The following is a 16,947-nucleotide window of genomic DNA, read 5'->3' as shown; positions in this document are numbered from 1 at the left end:
TCTCCCACGGTGGGAGAGTCCACCATGGTGGCGTGCGCGACGAACTCCTCACCATCGGGCGCTTCGCCCGCTTGTGCCGGCTCAGCGTCAAACAGCTGCGGCACTACGACGAGACGGGTCTCCTGGCCCCGGTCCGCGTGGACGCCGGTTCCGGTTACCGCTACTACGCGCCTGAACAGGCGCGCGAGGCCCTGACCATCGCCCTCCTGCGCGACATGGACCTCCCCCTGACCGTGATCGCCCGGGCGCTGGCCGCCGAGCCGGAGCCCCGGGCCCGGATCCTGCGCGCCGAGCGCGCCCGGCTGGCCGAGCGGATCAGCAGGGACCAGGCACGGCTGAAGATCCTTGAACGGCTGGCGGAGGGCGGGCTGCCCGGCTACGAGGTGACGACGGGCCGGGAGCCGGAGCGGCACCTCGCCGTGGTGCGTGCGGTCTGCGCTCCCGCTCGGCTCGGGGCGAAGGTCGGGGAGTGCGTGGGGCGACTGCTGCCCGTGCTCGGCGGGGCGGGAACCGCGTGGGAGCCGCCGCTGTGGGGCCTGTACCCGCTCGACCTGGAAGCGCGGATGGAGATCGCCGTCGGAGCCCAGGTGCGGCGGGGCGCGCGGACGCCCGGCCTGGAGCGCGAGGTGCTGCCCGGCGGACTCGTCGCAGAGACGGTGCACATCGGGCCCTACGCCCAGTTGCCCCTGGCGTACCACGCCCTCTTCGCGGCCGTCCACGAGCGCGGGCTCCGGCCGCGGGCGCCCGTGCGCGAGGCCTATCTCGCCGGACCGGCTCAGGCCCCGCAGGATGAACTGAGAACCCGGCTGATCATCGGCGTCGAGGAGAGCACGGCATGACCACGGTGGCAGGCATCGATGTCCGCGGTACGCGGCACTGCGAGACGTCGGCCCTGGGGGTGCTGCTGCGGCACCAGGGGCTCGATCTGTCCGAGCCCATGCTCTTCGGCCTCGGCTCCGGCCTGTCCTTCGTCTACTGGGACAGCAAGGCCATGGACTTCCTCTTCCTCGGGGGACGGGTCAAGCCGTTCGACCTCACGAGGAACCTGGCCGCCCGCCTCGGCCTCGACCTGGTGGTCAAAGAGACCGCCTCGCCCCGCAAGGCGTGGGAGAACGTGACGGCCCCCCTCAAGGCCGGTCGCCCCGTCGGACTGCAGCTCGACAGCCACTACCTGGACTACTTCGGGACGAAGGCGCACTTCGGCGGTCACGTCGTCGCCCTGTACGGCTACGACGACCGCGTCGCGTACCTGGTGGACACCGACCAGCAGGGCGGAGCGGTCTCCACCAGCCTGACGAGCCTGGCCGAGGCCAGGGCCGCGCGCGGCCCGATGACCGCCAGGCACCGCTCCTTCACCCTGACCGCTCCGCGGAATCCGCCCGCCCCGCAGGACCGGATCGTCCCGGCGATCACCGCCTGCGCGGACGCCTTCCTCAACCCGCCCATCGCCAACCTCGGCCACCGAGGCATCGAGAAGACGGCCAAGCTGGTACGCACGTGGTTCCGGCGCACCGACGACCCGCGACGTGATCTGCCGCAGGCCGCCCTCCTGATGGAGAAGGCCGGAACGGGCGGCGCCCTGTTCCGGAACCTCTACCGCGACTTCCTCGCCGAGTGCGCCGAATCGCTCGACAACCCTCACCTGCGCACCGGCCTCGGGCTGTACACGGAAGCGGCCGAGCGCTGGACGGAAGTCGCGGCGCTGATCACGAAGGCCGGTGAGTCGGGCGATGAGGCGTGCCTCGCGCAGGCGGGCACCGTCCTCGGCGGTCTCGCGCGCATCGAGCGCGAGGCCATGGGGGTGTTGAAGCGGCTGGGGGAGTGAGGGCCCCGGGGGAGCAGGGGGCCTGGGGTAAGCATGGGGCCCTGAGCGCCGAGGAGTCCGAGGTGCCGCCGTGCTCGTACGGCGGCCCGGCGACGCGAACAGCGCTGATCCCCTCCACTCGACCGGAGTGAAGGGGATCAGTTCGACCGGAGTGACGGGGATCGGCGCACGCGGCTCCCGACCCGACGGCTCCGCCCGGGGTCACAGGCCCTTGCGGTAGCGGGCGGCGACCGAGGAGACGCAGGTCATTCCGGCGATGACACCGACCGCCAGGGTCAGAGAACCGGCCGGGCCGCCGCTCATCGCCCACCCGTTGCCGAGGACGACCGCCACCGCGGCGGCGCGGCAGGCGAGGGCCGAGCGGCGGTCGGCGGCGCGGCTGAAGTGGCGGCCCAGGATGAGGCAGGCCGCGATCAGGGCGAAGAACGTCACCGACCCGGCGACCATGTGCAGCGCGCCGTGCCAGCTCATGCTCTCCGGCCTGCCGGACGGGGTGCCCGCGGGGAACCCGTCCCCCGGGTCGGCGACGAAGATGCCCGCGGCGAGCATCCCGATGCCGACGACCCGCACCAGTCGGGGTACCCAGGTGCCGCCGGTCGAGCCGTGCAGGGCGCGCCGGAGTCCGGCCGCCCCGGCGATGAACAGGGACCCGACGAGCAGGAAGTTGGTGATCTGGATCCAGCCGAGCGAGCCGTTGGCGAGCATGCTGAACGGGTGCCGGGTCAGGTCGAAACTGTCCCGGGTGAGGGCCTGGGTCACCGCCGCCACGGTCCACAGCGGAGTGGCGGCGGCTCCGGCGGCGAGCAGCGCACGGGCGGGGCCGGAGGCGGTGGAGGAGGTGCTCGTGGCGGCGGTGCGGGCGGTGAGCGGCGTGGTCGTCATGGCGAGGGCCCTTCGTGGTTCGTCGGCTGGTTCTGCCCAGACGTCGATCGGGCGATGTGACAGGGAACGCGACGATTCCCTGTCACATAGGCTTGCTCGACGTGGAGGCGTAACAGCAGCCCGAAGTGGAAGGGAACGACCATGCGCTACCTGATGACGACCAAGGCTTCTTCGAGGACCCCCGACGAGAGCCTCTTCGCGGAAATGGGTCAGTTCATCGAGGAGTTGACCGCTTCCGGGGCTCTGCTGGCCACGGGGGGCCTCGAGCCCGGCGGCCTGCGGTTGACCTCGGTCGACGGTGAGATCACGGTGACGGACGGGCCGTTCGCCGAGGCCAAGGAGGCCGTGGTGGGCTTCGCGCTGATCGAGGCCCGCTCCCAGGAGGAGGCGGTCGAGCTCGCCCGCCGGTTCCGCAAGATCGTCGGTGACGGCGAGAGCGAGATCCGGCAGGTGTTCAGCCAGTGACCGGCCGATGGCGCCGCCTCTGTCGTCGACCGACGGAGGCGGCGCCGTCATGCCCGTGACCGATACGCATCGCACGGTCGACGCGGTCTTCAAGCTGGAGTCGGCCAAGATCATCGCCACGCTGACCCGGATGGTGCGGGACGTCGCACTCGCCGAGGAGCTGGCCCAGGACGCGGTGGTCGCCGCGCTCGAACAGTGGCCCGCGTCGGGCGTCCCCGACAACCCCGGTGCCTGGCTCCTCGCGATCGCCAAGCGCCGGGCCGTCGACCACATCCGGCGCTCCCAGCGGCTGGAGCGCAAGCAGGAACAGCTCGCCCACGATCTCGGCCGCGACCTGGACCAGCAGCCCGGACCCGGCCCCGAGCCCGAGCCCGAGCAGGACGACGTCCTGCGGCTGATGTTCATCTCCTGCCACCCGCTCCTGCCCACCCAGGAGCGCCTGGCCCTCACCCTGCGCCTGCTCGGCGGCCTGACCGCCGGGGAGATCGCGCGGGCGTTCCTGACGAGCGAGCAGGCCATCGCCCAGCGCATTGCCGCGGCCAAGCGCACCCTGGCCGACGCGCAGGTGCCGTTCGAGCTGCCCCCGGGCGCCGAACTGGCGGAGCGCCTGGCATCGGTGCTCGAAGTCATCTACCTGATCTTCAACGAGGGGTACGCGGCGACATCCGGCGACGACCTGATGCGCCCCGGCCTCACCCTGGAGGCCCTGCGCCTGGGCCGGCTCCTGGCCGAACTCGCCCCGCAGGAAGCCGAGGTGCACGGCCTGGTCGCCCTCATGGAGATCCAGCAGTCCCGTTCCGCCGCGCGCACCGGGCCGTCGGGGGAGCCCGTCCCCCTGCACGAGCAGCACCGGGGCCGCTGGGACCTCCTGCTCATCCGGCGCGGCTTCACCGCGATGCTGCGCGCCCGGGAGATCGGAGCCGTCCCCGGGCCGTACGTACTCCAGGCGGCGATCGCCGTGAGCCACGCGCAGGCGGCATCCGCCGAGGACACCGACTGGGCCCAGATCGCGGCTCTGTACGAGGCCCTCGCGCGCCTGCTGCCGACACCGGTCGTACAGCTCAACCGGGCCGTGGCCCTCGCGCACGCGCACGGTCCCCAGCAAGGCCTCGATCTGGTCGACTCCTTGGCGTCGGACCCCGCCCTGCGGGACTACCACCGGCTCCCCGGCGTCCGCGGCGACCTCCTGCTCCGGCTGGGACGCTCCGCGGAAGCCCGCCGCGAGTTCGAACGGGCCGCCCAGCTGACCCAGAACGTCGCCGAGCGCGCCTTCCTGCTCCGCAGGGCGGACGAGATCACCGTCGCCGACGCTCCCGGCCCCACGCTCGGGCGAGCCGCCAAGGACTTCCTCGACCGCGACGACCTCACGCCCTCCTCCCTCCGCTCGTACGCCCAGACGCTGCGCCGCCTGTGCCGCGGCCTGGGCGAGCGGCAGCCCCTGCACTCCCTGACCGCCCAGCAGGTGGCGCACGTGTTCGCGGCGACCTGGACGGAGGCCGCGGCCACGACGTGGAACCGCCACCGCTCGGCCGTCCGCTCGTTCTGCGCCTGGGCCGGTCTGGACGATCTCACCGCCGACCTGGAACGGCGCCACGAACCCGGGCAGGCCACGCGCCCCCTGTCACGGACCCAACTCGACGCCCTCCTCCACCGCACCGAACTGCCCCTGCGCGAACGGACCTTGTGGTGGCTCCTGCACGAGTCGGCGGCCGGGGTGACCACGGTCCTGTCCCTGAACGTCGAAGACCTGGACCTGGACGACCGCCGCGCCCACACCGGCAGCACCTGGGTCTCCTGGCGCTCCGGCACCGCCCGGCTGCTCCCCGCCCTGCTGTCCGGCCGCACCCGCGGCCCGCTGTTCCTCGCCGACCGCCGTCCCGCCCCCGCCCGGATGCCCGCCGCGGCCGACCTGTGCCCGGAGACCGGCCGCCGCAGACTCTCGTACGAACGGGCGGAGTACCTCTTCAAACAGACCACCAAGCCCCTGGACCCGACCGCCCACGGCTACACCCTCAGCCGGCTCAAGCCCTAGCCGAGCGGCGCCCTCGGCGCATAGGGCGTGATAGAAAATGGAACGATAGTCCCGGTAGTTGTCCGTGTGAGTACGCGCGCCGGTTGACCGCGCATGCCCGCACGGGTCCAGGGCCGATTCCACGACAGGACGAGCAATGGCAAACGCGTACCGCGAGATCTTCACCGCCCCCGGCACGAAGGCGTTCAGTTCCGCCGGTCTGATAGCCCGGCTGCCGCTGCCCCTGACCCACATGGGCATCCTGACGATGCTGTCCGAGACGACCGGCGAGTACGCCCTCGCCGGGCTCGTCGCGGGCACCTTCACCTTCTCCATGGCCTTCCTCGGCCCGCAGGTGTCCAAGGCCGTGGACCGGCGCGGGCAGAGCCGCGTGCTGCCGCTCGCCACCGGCGTCAGCGTGCTCGGCCTCGCGGCGCTGCTGCTCTGCGCCACCGCCGACGCGCCGCGCTGGACCCTGTTCCTCTTCGCGCTGCTGTCCGGGCTGATGCCGAGCATGAGCGCGATGGTCCGCGCCCGCTGGACGGAGATCTACCGGGGCACCCCGCAGCTCACCACCGCGTACTCCATGGAGTCGGTGGTCGACGAGCTGACGTACGTCATCAGCCCGGCGCTCGCCGTGGTCCTGTCGACGGCGCTGTTCCCGCAGGCCGCACCCCTGTTCGCGGGCGTTCTCCTGGTCGTGGGCGTCGCCCTGTTCGTACCGCAGAAGCGCACCGAACCGCCCGTCAAGGCGCGCGTCGCGAGCGGCGGCGACACCTCCGTGATCCGCTCGGCGCCGGTGCTGCTGCTCGCGCTCGTGCTGCTCTGCGGCGGGGCGATTCCCGGCATGGTCGACACCATGGGTCTGGCGTTCGCCGAGGAGCAGGGCAACAAGTCGCTCGGTGGCCTCGTCTTCACCGTCTACGCGATCGGCTCGGGCCTGTCGGGACTGCTCTTCGGGGCCCGCGAGTGGAACGTCCCGCTGTCGCGGCTGCTGCTCATCGGGGTCGCCGGGACCGCCCTCACCACGCTGCCGTTCCTGCTCGTCGACGGGGTGGTGGGGATGTGCCTGGTGGTGTTCCTCGCCGGGGTGTTCTTCGCGCCGACCATGGTGGTCGTCATGGGCATCGTGGAGCGCGTGACGCCGGAGCACCAGCTCACCGAGGCGATGACCTGGATGATCGCGGGCCTGCAGAGCGGCGTGGCGATCGGCGCGGCCGTCACCGGTGTCGTCTACGACCGCTTCGGCGCCACCGCCGGGGTCTCGGTGGCGCTCGTCGCGGGCGCGGCCGCGCTCCTGCTGACGCTGTGCGCGCTGCCGATGCTGCGTACGCGGCTGTCGCGAGCGGGCCAGGTCGAGGCGGCGCCCGCCGCGCCGACGGAGGCGACGGCGCCCGTCTGCTGCTGAGCGGCCGACGGGCGCGGGGCGGCCGCCGTACTACTGCGGCTTGTGCGGCGTCGCCTCGCTCGGGCGGACGATCACCATGCCCTCGCCCTCAAGCTTCAGCTGCACCGCCTCGCCGGAGCCGCCGCGGATCATCGAGCCGATCGACTGCGAGCGGTGCAGCGACGTGTGCAGGCTCGTGGTCCAGCCGACGACGGCGTCGGTGTCCACGAACACCGGCGCCTGCGGCGACACGGGGATCACCAGCGGCTCGCCCTCGCACATCAGGCCCAACTGCCCGTGCCCCGTGAACACGCTGTTGAAGAGCCCGCCGCCGGAGATCCCCGAGCCCTTCACGGTCTTGATCTCGTACGACAGGGACGCGTCGAAGCACAGGATGTTGCGGCCGTTGACGGTGAGCGAGTCGCCCTGCTCGATGTCGACGACGAAGCAGCTCTGCGCCTCGTGCGCGAACCACGCCTCGCCCTGCCCCTTCACGGCCATCAGCGGCAGCCCCTCACCGGTGACCGCGCGCTTCAGCATCCCGCCGACGCCCTGGCCCTTGCGCTCGAACTGCAGGCTGCCGCGGTAGGCGACCATCGCGCCCTGGCGCGCCATCATCTCGCCGCTCACGGCATACCGGATGGACTTCGAGTTGTGCAGGCTCATGCCGGGCGCCGTCGCGGGCTGCGCCACGTGGTCCTTGGAGAAAAGGTCGCTCTTCATGCGGGCATCGTGCCCCGCGCGGGGGTGCCCCGCCAAGCCTTCGGGGGTGCATGTCCACCGGACCGGGGTCGCGCCCGCGCACCCCTGGCCGCGACTTTCGGCCAGGGGCGCTTCGACTTAAGGCGGGGCGCCCGCTGCGGGCGGTGCGCCCGTGCGAGGCGGGCGCCCGTCCCAGGTCAGCCGGTCGTCACGCGGACGTAGTCGACGGTCAGCGTCTGCGGGAAGGTCGTGCTGCCGTCCGGGTCGCCGGGCCAGTAGCCGCCCACGGCCAGGTTGAGGATCAGGAAGAAGGGCTTGTTGAACGCCCACTGCCTGCCGCCGAGGTCGGCCGGGGTGCGGGTCTGGTAGACGTGCCCGTCGACCGACCAGGTCACCTTGTTCGGCGACCAGTCCACGGCGAAGGTGTGGAACTTGTCCGCGAAGGCCTCGCCGTTCGGCAGGGAGTACGCGGCGCCGATGCCGCCCGAACCGGAGTAGCCGGGGCCGTGCAGCGTGCCGTGGACGGTGTTCGGCTCCTTGCCGACGTTCTCCATCACGTCGATCTCGCCGCAGTTCGGCCAGCCCACGGTGCCGATGTCGGCGCCCAGCATCCAGAACGCGGGCCACATGCCCTGGCCGCGCGGCACCTTCAGGCGCGATTCGACCCGGCCGTACGTCGACGTGAACTTGCCGGCGGTGTTGAGCCGGGACGAGGTGTACTCGCAACGGCCGTACCAGCACTGGTAGTTCTCGGGGTTCTCCTTGCGGGCGGTGATGACCAGGTTGCCCTGGCCGTCGAGCTTCGCGTTCTTGTTGCCCGAGGTGTAGTACTGGCGCTCGTGGTTGTTGACGTTGTCGCCGGTCTCGACCTGCCACTTGCCGCCGTCCACGCCGGACCCGGCGGGGCCGTTGAAGTCGTCGGAGAAGGCGAGGGCCTTGGCGCGTTCGGGCGCGGCGGCGGCGCCGGGGGCGGCGGTCGCGGCGGTGGCGCAGCAGACCAGGGAGAGTGCGCAGAGCGCCGCGCGGCGGCGCCAGGAGAGGGACACGGTCATCACATCGCTTCGAGTGGGGGGGAGCGGGCACGCATGCCGTGGGGGGCATGGCGGTGGTGCGTATCGCAGTCGTGTGCATGACAAGATCACGTCGAGAGTTGAACGCGGTACGCGATCCTCCGCGACGGTTTCTTCACTGCTTGATTTAAGGCAGGTGCGCGGGGGCCGTCAAGGCGTTGGTGCGGACCAACTGCCGAAGGGGCCGACGGCGCCCGGCGCTGTCGACCCCTTCGTCGTGTCCGTCACGACCGCTGCCCCGGCCGTGCCGGACACGCCCTTCGCATGTCCCCGCTCCCGCGCCGGACATGCCCTCCGCGCGCCCCCGCTCCCGCACCGGGCCCGCGGTCGGTCACTCGTCGACGGCCGCCCCGAACGCCGCGTCCTGCGCGGGCGCGCCGAGCGATCCGGCCCCGTACGTCCACGACCCGGCGGCCGTGACCCCGCCCGCGCCCGCCGACAGCACCCACACCACGCCGTCCCCGGTGTTCTCGCCCGGAGCCGACGCGAGCAGCCCGAAGCGGCCGTCGCGGTTGGGGTCGGTGAGGCGCACCTGGGCGCCCCACTTGTCGCCCTTCTCGGCGGCGCCGGGGATGTCGGCGGAGTTCTGGTCCCACGACTTGGCGCCGGTCCCGGTCAGCCCGGTGGCCGTGCCGCGCAGCACCCACACCGCGCCCGCGTCCGCGACCGTGCCGACGTCCTCGCCGGGTGCGCCGATCGCCACGTCCGCGTAGCCGTCCTTGTTCGTGTCGGCGACGGACAGGTCGGCGCCCCAGCCGTCCCCGCGCTCGGCGGTGCCGGGCACGCCCGCGGCGTCCTGGGTCCACCACTTCACGTCCTGCGAGATCCCCTCGGCGGAGCCGTAGCGCACGCCGACCAGGCCGCCGGTCATCGTGTCGCCACCGTCGTCGGGGGAGTGGGGCTCGCCCGTGACCAGGTCGTCGAAGCCGTCGCCGTTGATGTCCCCGGACGCGGCGGCCGGGCCGCCGCGCAGGTCGCCCTGGTGGGTGAGGGCGTCGGCGCCGCCCTTGAAGTAGGCGGACCAGCCGTGCCCGGGCTCCTCGTCGCCGACGGTCACGCCGGACACCACGAGGTCGGCGTAGCCGTCGTCGTCGTAGTCGCCGGTGGTCAGGGACTTGGGCAGGATGTGGCGCTCCTCGGCGCGCGCGGCCGTGCGCCCCGAGGCCAGGTGCTCGGTCGCGAGGCGCTTCAGCGGCGCCGCGTCGCGGGCCTGCGGCACGGCGTCGTACACGAAGAGTTCGAGGTCGTCGCGGTCGAGCACGGAGAGGACGTCGCCCGGGGTGTCGCCGGTGAGGCGCGCGGCGGTCACCGCGGACCCGAACTTCTCGCCCTTGGTGGGCTCCTGGGTCTGCAGCCAGTCGCTCGCCGCCCCCTTCAGGCCCTGCTTGGAACCCCAGAGGATCGCGACGCCACCGGCGTCCGCCTGGTCGCCGATGTCTTCGCCGGGGATGCCGACGACCGCGTCGTCGTAGCCGTCGGCGTCGAGGTCGCCGGTGGCGACGGCCGTGCCGAAGCCGTCGGCCGTCTCGGCGGCGCCCGCGACACCGGCCGTGGACTGGCTGAACCGCGCCACGTCACTGGTGCCGATGCCTCTGGAGGAGCCGTACTGCACGGTGACGAGACCCGCGCCCTTCTTGCCGCTGACCGTCGCGCCGGGCGCGCCGACCAGGACGTCCTCGTATCCGTCGCCGTCGAAGTCACTGTTGCGGTCGTTCGCGTGCGTCCCTCCGGGGGTGCCCGCGACGGCGGCGGGGGCGGCGGCGACGGCCGCGCCCGACAGCAGAAGGAATGAGGCCGCGGCGACGGCGGCCGAACGGTTCTTGCGCACGAGCGACTCCTGTGCGGGAAGGTGGCCGGGCGGCGCGGGGGTGTCCGGAAAGGGCCCGTTCCTCGTCCGGCGCCCTGTTCGACCGCGAGCGGTACGGAAGGGTTGTACGGGAAGTCGCCGCGGGTTCACCGGGCCGCCGCCCGCAACCGCCGCCGAGGGTTCATGACGTGAGGGGCGGGGGTAGGGTCCGCCTCAGGATGCGTCGGGCTGCTCGGGAGGGGCGTGCATGACCACTGATCCGCGAGGGTCGGGAGGCCTCCCGACCGCCTTCATGGCCACCGAGACCTCGTCCTTCCTGGACTTTCTTGCAGAGCAGGCGCCGGACCTGCTGCCCGCGCGGCGCGCCCTGCCCGCCGCGCACGACGGCTTCGACGCCCCGCACGGCACCACGATCGTCGCGGCCACGTACGCGGACGGCGTGCTGGTGGCGGGCGACCGGCGGGTCACGATGGGCAACGTCATCGCCCACCGCGAGTACGACAAGGTCTTCCCGGCGGACGGTCACTCCGCGATAGCGATCGCCGGGACCGCGGGGCTCGCCGTGGAACTGGTCAAGCTCTTCCAACTGGAGCTGGAACACCACGAGAAGATCGAGGGCACGGCCCTGTCCCTGCTCGGCAAGGCCGCCCGCCTCACCACCATGGTCCGCGGCAACCTCGCCCTGGCGATGCAGGGCCTCGCCGTGGTCCCGCTGTTCGCCGGGTACGACCTGGCCAAGGGCGTCGGGCGGATCTTCTCGTACGACGTCACCGGCGGCCGCAGCGAGGAGCGGGGCGTCGCGGCCACCGGGTCGGGATCGGTGTACGCCCGCGGCTCGTTGAAGAAGCTCTACCACGAGGGCATGTCCGAGCAGGACGTCGTCCTCGCCGCCGTCCAGGCGCTGTACGACGCCGCGGACGACGACTCGGCGACGGGCGGCCCCGACCTGACGCGCCGTCTGTTCCCGCGCGTCGCCCTGGTCACCGAGGACGGCTACCGGCAACTGCCGCAGGACGAGGTCGCGGAGGTCGCCCGGTCGGTGGTGGCCGGGCGCCTGGAACTGCCGGACGGGCCGCGGGCCGCGGTGCTCTAGGGCCTGTCCGGGGCCGGGTCGGCGAGGCCCTGGAGCGTGCCCGATGGGTGGGCGAGGTCCTGGAGCCTGTCCGACGGGTGGGCGAGGCCCTAGGAGTTGCCCACGGACGCCGCGTCGATGACGTCCTCCAGGACCTCACGGGACCGGATCAGGTCGCTGATCATGCGGTTGATGCGGTCCCGCTCGGCGCCCAGTTCGGCGACCAGGTGCGGGGTCGCGATCGCGGAGGGTCCGCCGTCCGCGTCCCGCATGCACGGAAGCAGCCGGACGATCTTCGAGCTGCACAGGCCCGCCGCGAACAGCTCCTGGATGCGGATGACCCGGTCGACCGCGCCCTCGGCGTAGTCCCGATGGCCGCCCGGGGTGCGCTCGGCGGTCAGCAGCCCCTGCTTCTCGTAGTAGCGCAAGGAGCGTTCACTCACGCCGGTGCGCCGGGCCAGTTCGCCGATCCGCATGTCCCACCGGGCCTTCCGGGCTTGAATCTGACATCTATGACAGGTTCTACGGTACCGGCATGACGAACACAGCAGCGAACTCCCGCCCCTTCGCCCCGCGCGGCCTCTTCGACCCCACCCGCCTCGGCACCCTCGACCTCCCCAACCGCCTCGTGATGGCCCCGATGACCCGCAACCGCGCCGCGGCCGACGGCACACCGACCCCGCTCATGGAGACGTACTACGCACAGCGCGCCACCGCGGGCCTGATCATCGCCGAGGCCGCCACGCCCAACGCGGTGGGCCGGACCTACCCGAACATCACCGCGATCCACACCGACTCCCACGTCACCGGCTGGCGGGGCGTCACCGACGCGGTGCGCGCGGCGGGCGGCCGGATGTTCCTCCAGGTGCAGCACGGCGGCCGGGTCGGGCACCCGGACAACAGCGGCGGCCTGACCCCGCTCGCGCCGTCGCCGATACCGCTGCCCGACACCATCTTCACGGCCGACGGCCACCAACAGGCCGTCGTCCCGCGCGAGATGACGGTGGCCGAGATCCGCGCCACCGTCGCCGACTTCGCCGCCGCGGCCCGCCGTGCCGTCGACGCGGGCTTCGCCGGGGTGGAGGTGCACGGCGCCAACGGCTATCTCCTGCACCAGTTCCTGGGGCAGGGCACCAACCGGCGCACCGATGAGTACGGCGGTTCCGTGGCGGGGCGCATCAGGTTCGTCGTGGAGGTGGTCCGCGCCGTCGTCGCCGAGATCGGCGCGGAGCGCGTGGGCCTGCGCGTCTCGCCCGGCATCAAGGTCAACGGCATGGACGAGGGCGACACCGAGGACCTCTACCCGGCGCTCCTGGACGCGCTCGCGGACGTCCCGCTCGCCTATCTGCACGTCGTGTACGCCGACCCGGACAGCCCCGTCTTCCAGGACATCCGCAAGCGCTGGACCGGAACGCTCATCGCCAACCCGATGCTGCCGCGCGATCGGATTCCCACCGACGGGGGCCGGTACGAGGCCGAGCGCCTGCTCGCCGCGGGCGCCGACCTGATCTCCCTCGGCCGCCCCTTCCTGGCCAACCCCGACCTCGTCGACCGGCTGCGCACGGGCGCCCCCGTCAATCCGGTGCGGGACCACGGCCTCATGTACGTGGGCGGGGAGAAGGGGTACACCGACTATCCGGCCCTGGAAGCGGCCGCCGACGGCCCGGTCGCGACGCGTTGACCCCGGCCGTGCCCTACCGCCCCGTCACCTGCCGGTTGCGGGCGGCCCCCAGGCCGACCGCGACCTGCGGCACGAGCAGGACCAGCAGGAGGACGACCGGCAGCGTCCAGTCGTGGGACGCGTCGTGGACGGCGCCGAGGACGGCCGGTCCGGTGGCGGCGAGGATGTAGCCGAAGCACTGGGCCATGCTGGACAGCGGCGCCACGTGCCGGGCGTCCGGCGCGCGCTGCACGATGAACAGCAGCGCGAGGCTGATGGCCGCGCCCTGGCCGAGCCCGAGCAGGCTCATCCAGAGATAGGCGGCGCCGACCGGGGCGGTGAGCAGCCCGGCGTACGCGATCGCGCACAGCACCGCGCCGAGGACGGCGAGCGTGCCGGACCGCACCCGCCTGCCGACGATCACGGGAGCCACGAACGAGCCCGCGATGCCGAGCAGCGACGAGAAGGACAGCATCCAGCCCGCGTCGCCCGCGCTCATCCCGGCGTCCTTCAGGAGCGTCGGCAGCCAGGCCGCCGCGGCGTAGTAGTTGAGGGACTGCAGACCCATGTACCCGGTGACCTGCCAGGCCAGCGGCGAGCGCCACAGGCCGCGGACCGGACGTGCCGCCTCCCGGGCCGCCGCCGCGCCGTCCCGCGCCCGCGCCCGCAACTGCGGCAGCCACACCACGAGTGCCACCACCGCGAGCGCGCCCCAACAGGCAAGCGTCGTCCGCCAGTTCATGCCGGACGCCTCCTGCACCGGCAGCGTGACGCCCGCCGCGAGCGCGGCGCCGCCGAACAGCGACATCGAGTAGAGACCCGTCATCAGCCCGGCCCGCCCGGGGAAGTCCCGCTTGATCAGGCCGGGAAGCAGCACGTTGGCGACGGCGATGCCCGCGCCGATGACGACGGTGCCCGCGAACAGCGCGACCACCGCGTCCAGCATGCGCAACGCCGTGCCCGCGCAGATCAGCACCATCGTGGCGAGCAGCGTCCGCTCGGTGCCGAAACGACGGCCCAGGCGCGGGGCGACGGGTGCGAGCAGCCCGAAGCACAGCAGCGGCAGCGCCGTGAGCAGGCTGGTGGCCGCCGCCGACATGCCGCTCTCGTCGCGGATGGTGTCGGCGAGCGGGGAGACCGCGACCAGGGCGGGGCGCAGATTGAGGGCGAGCAGGACGACACCCAGGCCGAGCCAGAGGGCGCCCCGCCCGGTGACGCCGGGCGGGGCGACCGTCGGCGGGTCGGCCACCGTGGGACCGGCGTCCGCCCGCGCCACGGTGTCCGTGGTGGCGGGCCCTTGGCTGCACATGAGGTTTCTCCTGGGGGTCGTGCTGCGGTGGTACGTGTGGGGGCCGGACCCGGCGGGGCGGGTCGAGCCCGGAGGGGCGGGGCCGTTGGGGCCGGGGGCAGGATCGGCAGGGCGCCGCGGTGGGCTCAGTCGGCCGGGGGCTGCTCCCGCAACGCCGCCATGCCCTCGGCGAGATGGGCGAGCACCACGGCCTCGGCGGCCGCCGGGTCCCGCGCCTCGATGGCGTCGACGATCGCGCTGTGGGCGTCGATCTGGTGCCGTACGGAGTCGGGGACGGCCGCGCCGATCACGGCCTTGACCGTGGTGCGCATGGCGTCGCTGAGGTGTCCGTACAGCTCGGCGAGGACGGTGTTGTGGGCCGCGGCGGCGACGGTGCGGTGGAAGGTCATGTCGGCGTCGACGAAGGCGTCCGTGTCGCCGCTCTCCCAGGCCCGGCCGCGCTCGTCGAGGGCGGCGCGCAGGGCGGCCAGGTCCTCCGGCGTGCGGCGCTCGGCCGCGTACCGGGCCGCGTCGCGCTCCAGCGAGGCGCGCACCTCGTACGCCTCCAGGACGCTCGCCTTGCGTACCCGCCGCTGCACGGCCGCCCCGAAGTCGCTGCTGGCCCGCACGTACGTGCCGTCGCCCTGGCGCGGCTCCAGCATGCCGGTGTGCACCAGGGCGCGGACCGCCTCGCGCACGGTGTTGCGGCCGACGGCGAGCTGCTCCACGAGCAGCGGTTCGGCCGGGATCTTCGTGCCGACCGGCCACTCGCCGTCCGAGATCAGGCTCTCCATCTGGGCGATGACGAGGTCGACGAGGTTGGTCCGTGCGGTGCTGCGCAGCGGCATCGGTGGGGTGCCCTCTCGGGTGGCGCGGACGGGATCGCGGATCGGTACGCGGAGGGGGCCATGCGGCGCCCTCCGACTTCCCAGACATGGGAACATCCCATGTTTAAGAGTGTCAACCAACCGGGTCCGTCGAACCCTGTGAAGTGATCTATGGGGGTCCGTTACATGATCTCGGGATGATCTCGGGAAATCCGTAATGCCGGGCCAATAGGTTGATTGAGCACTCGCCGGAAGGCAGAGGGCATATAGGGATATACGTACCGTGAGGGGAACATCGCCACCATGCGTCACACCACCCACCGCCGCAGCACCCTTCGTACCGCCACCGTCGCCATCGCCGCCGGTGCGGCGCTCCTCGCCCCGGCCGCCGCCGCGCTTGCGAGCGCCCCGGCCCCGCAGCACGCCGCCGCGCCGACCGCCGCCCCCAAGCCGGTCAAGATCGACATCGGCGCCGGTGTCACCCTCCAGGTCAAGGGCGGCAAGCCGTACTACAACGGCAAGGCCCTGAAGCCCGGTCAGACCGTCGAGGACGGCATCTACCTGCACCTCAGCGCCGACGGCAAGAAGCTGTACAGCAAGACGCAGGGTGGCGGCACGCCGTACGCGATCTGGGACGTCAAGACCGGCAAGAGCCTCGGCACCCAGAAGAACAGCCCCACCGCCAAGGTGAAGGCCGCGCTGACCGCGAAGCCGTCCGCTACCTCCGTCAAGGCCTGGCAGGAGCTGCGCGTCAGCGGCAAGGCGACCGGCATCAAGGCCGGCACCAAGGTGGGCCTCCAGCAGAAGCAGCGCGGCACGTGGAAGACGCTGCCCGCGTCCACCACCGTCAACAAGTCCGGCACGTACACGCTGCGCGTGAAGCTCGGCCTGAAGGGCAAGAACGAGCTGCGCATGAAGAGCGGCGCCACGCTGTCCCCGGTGTTCACGGTCACCGTGCGCTGACGCCGTCACCTCCCCCCCCACGGATTCGGGCCCCCGGCCCTCCGCGCGCGGATCGTTCCCGCGTGCGGAGGGCCGGGGGCCCTCGGCGTCACGGCATCTGGATTGTTCGTCCAAGGCGTGTACATTGTGTCCAGACGTCGTCGTGGCCGGGTCGTAGCGGCCGGGTCGCGGTGACTGGCCCGCAGTAGGGGAACCGCAGCAACGACTGGGAGCACGAGGACCGACATGAGCGCCGCGGACAGCCCGACAGCCGCCGATGCCGCCCGCGACCGCGACCGGAACGCCGAGCGGGACGCGATCCTCGCCGCGCTCGTCCCGGTCGCCGACGGGATCGCCGCCACCTTCGGCTCGCTGTGCGAGGTGGTCGTCCACGACTACCGGCGGCCGGAGGAGTCCGTCGTGTCGATCGCCGGGTCCGTGACCGGGCGCAGCGTCGGCGGCGCGATGAGCGAGATCGGGATGGGCATGCTCGCGCGCGGCGACGAGGCGGGCGACGAGCTGAACTATCTGACCCGCACTCAGAGCGGCAAGCTGGTCAAGTCGTCCACGATGCTGCTGCGCGACAGCGGCGACGCGGTGTTCGGGGCGCTGTGCGTCAACCTCGACATCACGGCCGTTCAGCAAGTGGGCTCGCTCATCGGTGAACTCGCCGGTGTGGCGGCCCCGTCGGACGTGCCGACGACCACCTTCGGGGACTCCGCCGAAGTCGTCGACGCCGTCGTGGGGTCCGTCGTCGACGACTACCAGCTCAAGCGAAGCCGCCCCTGGGGCGAGCTCGACCGCGCCGAACGCGTCGAGCTGTTCCGAGGGCTCGACGAGCGCGGCGTCTTCGCCGTGCGGCGCGCGGTGCCGCAGGTGGCGGAGCGCCTCGGCATCTCCCGCGCGTCCGCGTACAGCTATCTCGCCAAGGCCCGGGCCCAGGAGCCCCCGGAGGACGGGTCCGGCACCGCACAGGGGGCATCCGCATGACGAGACAGGGAGCAACCGC

General features: G+C 72.7%; 16 protein-coding genes. 9 read left to right on the top strand and 7 right to left on the bottom strand.

Annotated elements, in window-relative coordinates:
• Nucleotides 1–32: 32 nt before the first annotated feature.
• Nucleotides 33–839: a MerR family transcriptional regulator gene (locus ACZ6AA_RS10545; RefSeq protein WP_468483224.1), complete on the top strand. Its 807-nt coding sequence runs from the start codon at nucleotides 33–35 to the stop codon at nucleotides 837–839.
• Nucleotides 836–1,825: a BtrH N-terminal domain-containing protein gene (locus tag ACZ6AA_RS10540; protein ID WP_471457373.1), complete on the top strand. Its 990-nt coding sequence runs from the start codon at nucleotides 836–838 to the stop codon at nucleotides 1,823–1,825. Before ACZ6AA_RS10545 ends, ACZ6AA_RS10540 begins: the two co-directional genes overlap by 4 nt.
• Before the next feature lie 201 nt (nucleotides 1,826–2,026).
• On the opposite strand, the gene ACZ6AA_RS10535 is transcribed toward ACZ6AA_RS10540, so the two are convergent.
• Complete coding sequence (locus tag ACZ6AA_RS10535; protein WP_468458479.1) at nucleotides 2,027–2,707, bottom strand: DUF998 domain-containing protein; 681 nt, start codon at nucleotides 2,705–2,707, stop codon at nucleotides 2,027–2,029.
• Between the two features lie 141 nt (nucleotides 2,708–2,848).
• On the opposite strand from ACZ6AA_RS10535, the gene ACZ6AA_RS10530 reads away from it, so the two are divergent.
• From ACZ6AA_RS10530 to ACZ6AA_RS10520, 3 genes are all read left to right on the top strand, one after another.
• Entirely contained in the window at nucleotides 2,849–3,172 is a 324-nt protein-coding gene (locus ACZ6AA_RS10530; RefSeq protein ID WP_468458477.1) for a YciI family protein, read from the top strand.
• Between the two features lie 49 nt (nucleotides 3,173–3,221).
• Entirely contained in the window at nucleotides 3,222–5,204 is a 1,983-nt protein-coding gene (locus ACZ6AA_RS10525; RefSeq protein WP_471457371.1) for a sigma-70 family RNA polymerase sigma factor, read from the top strand.
• Nucleotides 5,205–5,340: 136 nt separating this feature from the next.
• Nucleotides 5,341–6,591, top strand: a complete 1,251-nt coding sequence (locus ACZ6AA_RS10520; RefSeq protein WP_471457369.1) for an MFS transporter — start codon at nucleotides 5,341–5,343, stop codon at nucleotides 6,589–6,591.
• 30 nt (nucleotides 6,592–6,621) lie between these two features.
• Here the strand turns inward: ACZ6AA_RS10520 and ACZ6AA_RS10515 are convergent, their stop codons facing one another.
• The 3 genes from ACZ6AA_RS10515 to ACZ6AA_RS10505 form a co-directional block, all read right to left on the bottom strand.
• Nucleotides 6,622–7,293 carry an AIM24 family protein gene (locus ACZ6AA_RS10515; protein ID WP_468458472.1) on the bottom strand — a complete coding sequence of 224 codons (672 nt, stop codon included), beginning with the start codon at nucleotides 7,291–7,293 and terminating at the stop codon, nucleotides 6,622–6,624.
• Between the two features lie 176 nt (nucleotides 7,294–7,469).
• A complete protein-coding gene (locus tag ACZ6AA_RS10510; RefSeq protein WP_468458470.1) occupies nucleotides 7,470–8,324 on the bottom strand; it encodes a glycoside hydrolase family 16 protein in 855 nt (284 codons plus the stop codon).
• 349 nt (nucleotides 8,325–8,673) lie between these two features.
• A complete protein-coding gene (locus ACZ6AA_RS10505) occupies nucleotides 8,674–10,170 on the bottom strand; it encodes an esterase (protein ID WP_471457367.1) in 1,497 nt (498 codons plus the stop codon).
• A 226-nt stretch (nucleotides 10,171–10,396) separates the two neighbouring features.
• Between ACZ6AA_RS10505 and prcB the strand changes: the two genes are divergently transcribed.
• Nucleotides 10,397–11,242: a proteasome subunit beta gene (gene prcB / locus ACZ6AA_RS10500; protein ID WP_471457365.1), complete on the top strand. Its 846-nt coding sequence runs from the start codon at nucleotides 10,397–10,399 to the stop codon at nucleotides 11,240–11,242.
• A gap of 89 nt (nucleotides 11,243–11,331) precedes the next feature.
• On the opposite strand, the gene ACZ6AA_RS10495 is transcribed toward prcB, so the two are convergent.
• Complete coding sequence (locus ACZ6AA_RS10495) at nucleotides 11,332–11,697, bottom strand: MerR family transcriptional regulator (RefSeq protein ID WP_468458464.1); 366 nt, start codon at nucleotides 11,695–11,697, stop codon at nucleotides 11,332–11,334.
• 59 nt (nucleotides 11,698–11,756) lie between these two features.
• On the opposite strand from ACZ6AA_RS10495, the gene ACZ6AA_RS10490 reads away from it, so the two are divergent.
• Nucleotides 11,757–12,902, top strand: coding sequence for an alkene reductase (locus tag ACZ6AA_RS10490; protein WP_471457363.1), 1,146 nt, complete (start codon nucleotides 11,757–11,759; stop codon nucleotides 12,900–12,902).
• A 13-nt stretch (nucleotides 12,903–12,915) separates the two neighbouring features.
• On the opposite strand, the gene ACZ6AA_RS10485 is transcribed toward ACZ6AA_RS10490, so the two are convergent.
• The gene (locus ACZ6AA_RS10485) at nucleotides 12,916–14,190 is read right to left on the bottom strand and encodes a CynX/NimT family MFS transporter (RefSeq protein WP_471457361.1); all 1,275 of its coding nucleotides are present in this window, start codon (nucleotides 14,188–14,190) and stop codon (nucleotides 12,916–12,918) included.
• A gap of 125 nt (nucleotides 14,191–14,315) precedes the next feature.
• Nucleotides 14,316–15,017, bottom strand: a complete 702-nt coding sequence (locus tag ACZ6AA_RS10480) for a FadR/GntR family transcriptional regulator (RefSeq protein WP_468458458.1) — start codon at nucleotides 15,015–15,017, stop codon at nucleotides 14,316–14,318.
• A gap of 282 nt (nucleotides 15,018–15,299) precedes the next feature.
• Between ACZ6AA_RS10480 and ACZ6AA_RS10475 the strand changes: the two genes are divergently transcribed.
• Complete coding sequence (locus ACZ6AA_RS10475; protein ID WP_471457359.1) at nucleotides 15,300–15,959, top strand: hypothetical protein; 660 nt, start codon at nucleotides 15,300–15,302, stop codon at nucleotides 15,957–15,959.
• Between the two features lie 225 nt (nucleotides 15,960–16,184).
• Nucleotides 16,185–16,928 (top strand): helix-turn-helix transcriptional regulator, encoded by a 744-nt coding sequence (locus ACZ6AA_RS10470; protein ID WP_471457357.1) that lies wholly within the window; start codon nucleotides 16,185–16,187, stop codon nucleotides 16,926–16,928.
• Nucleotides 16,929–16,947 lie beyond the last annotated feature (19 nt).

Source organism: Streptomyces sp. NPDC040610 (assembly GCF_055594065.1).
The sequence above is the reverse complement of the archived record's forward strand: the minus strand, read 5'-3'. Positions and strand labels throughout refer to the sequence as shown.

What these genes read in the sequence shown, in the direction of transcription:
- prcB (WP_471457365.1), top strand. Translation starts at nt 10,397, where the DNA reads ATGACCACTGATCCGCGAGGGTCGGGAGGCCTCCCGACCGCCTTCATG.
- ACZ6AA_RS10510 (WP_468458470.1), bottom strand. Translation starts at nt 8,324, where the DNA reads ATGACCGTGTCCCTCTCCTGGCGCCGCCGCGCGGCGCTCTGCGCACTC.
- ACZ6AA_RS10530 (WP_468458477.1), top strand. Translation starts at nt 2,849, where the DNA reads ATGCGCTACCTGATGACGACCAAGGCTTCTTCGAGGACCCCCGACGAG.
- ACZ6AA_RS10490 (WP_471457363.1), top strand. Translation starts at nt 11,757, where the DNA reads ATGACGAACACAGCAGCGAACTCCCGCCCCTTCGCCCCGCGCGGCCTC.
- ACZ6AA_RS10475 (WP_471457359.1), top strand. Translation starts at nt 15,300, where the DNA reads ATGCGTCACACCACCCACCGCCGCAGCACCCTTCGTACCGCCACCGTC.
- ACZ6AA_RS10540 (WP_471457373.1), top strand. Translation starts at nt 836, where the DNA reads ATGACCACGGTGGCAGGCATCGATGTCCGCGGTACGCGGCACTGCGAG.
- ACZ6AA_RS10495 (WP_468458464.1), bottom strand. Translation starts at nt 11,697, where the DNA reads ATGCGGATCGGCGAACTGGCCCGGCGCACCGGCGTGAGTGAACGCTCC.
- ACZ6AA_RS10485 (WP_471457361.1), bottom strand. Translation starts at nt 14,190, where the DNA reads ATGTGCAGCCAAGGGCCCGCCACCACGGACACCGTGGCGCGGGCGGAC.
- ACZ6AA_RS10520 (WP_471457369.1), top strand. Translation starts at nt 5,341, where the DNA reads ATGGCAAACGCGTACCGCGAGATCTTCACCGCCCCCGGCACGAAGGCG.
- ACZ6AA_RS10470 (WP_471457357.1), top strand. Translation starts at nt 16,185, where the DNA reads ATGAGCGCCGCGGACAGCCCGACAGCCGCCGATGCCGCCCGCGACCGC.
- ACZ6AA_RS10535 (WP_468458479.1), bottom strand. Translation starts at nt 2,707, where the DNA reads ATGACGACCACGCCGCTCACCGCCCGCACCGCCGCCACGAGCACCTCC.
- ACZ6AA_RS10480 (WP_468458458.1), bottom strand. Translation starts at nt 15,017, where the DNA reads ATGCCGCTGCGCAGCACCGCACGGACCAACCTCGTCGACCTCGTCATC.
- ACZ6AA_RS10515 (WP_468458472.1), bottom strand. Translation starts at nt 7,293, where the DNA reads ATGAAGAGCGACCTTTTCTCCAAGGACCACGTGGCGCAGCCCGCGACG.
- ACZ6AA_RS10525 (WP_471457371.1), top strand. Translation starts at nt 3,222, where the DNA reads ATGCCCGTGACCGATACGCATCGCACGGTCGACGCGGTCTTCAAGCTG.